At 57.8% G+C, this 669-nt stretch carries 1 protein-coding gene; it reads left to right on the forward strand.

The genetic code is table 11. From position 1 onward, the window contains the following. Window positions 1-72: 72 nt before the first annotated feature. Window positions 73-669 (forward strand): cytochrome P460 family protein, encoded by a 597-nt coding sequence (locus G6N73_RS36130; RefSeq protein ID WP_165034605.1) that lies wholly within the window; start codon window positions 73-75, stop codon window positions 667-669.

Raw genomic sequence — 669 nt, forward strand, 5'->3', positions numbered from 1 at the left:
TCGCGGATCTCGTCGAGTGACGCCGAGTGCAATCTGGGACGGATGACGTTCAATATCATGGAGAAAAAAGCTATGCGTATTGCCCTACTGATCGCTGGAGCGCTTTCCAGCGCGGTTGCCATAACAGCCGCATTCGCCCAGTCCGAGTCCGATGACGGCAGCGCATCGACGACGAAGCGCTATCTCCCCGAGTACACCGAATCGGGCGATCTGATCCTGCCGAAGAATTACAATAAGTGGGTGTTCGTCGGCTCGCCGCTCACCCCCAACGCGCTCAACGACGGCGAGGCCAATTTTCCTGAATTTCACAACGTCTACATCGAACCAGTCTCATACGATATCTACAAGAAGACAGGCGAGTTCCCGGAGGGAACGATCTTCTTCAAGGAACTGCAGCTGACGCTCCCGGCCGAGAACCCGGATGGATCGCGCACCGAGCCCTCCGGGCGAGGCTACTTCCCCGGAAAGCTGAACGGCGCCGACGTTACGGTCAAGGATACCAAGCGCTATGCCGACACCGGAGGCTGGGGTTATTACAACTTCAATCACCACGAGCCGAAGGCAGCGACGGCCAAGCTGCAGCCAAAAGCCGAATGCGCGTACTGCCACATCGCGAGCGCTAAGAAGGACGACGTCTGGACCCAATTCTATCCGCTCCTGGACGAGTGA

This window comes from Allomesorhizobium camelthorni (assembly GCF_011045125.1).
GTDB classification, from domain to species: domain Bacteria; phylum Pseudomonadota; class Alphaproteobacteria; order Rhizobiales; family Rhizobiaceae; genus Allomesorhizobium; species Allomesorhizobium camelthorni.

Bases quoted from the DNA above. Each gene is read 5' to 3' on its own strand.
- G6N73_RS36130 (WP_165034605.1), top strand. From the start codon at position 73: ATGCGTATTGCCCTACTGATCGCTGGAGCGCTTTCCAGCGCGGTTGCC.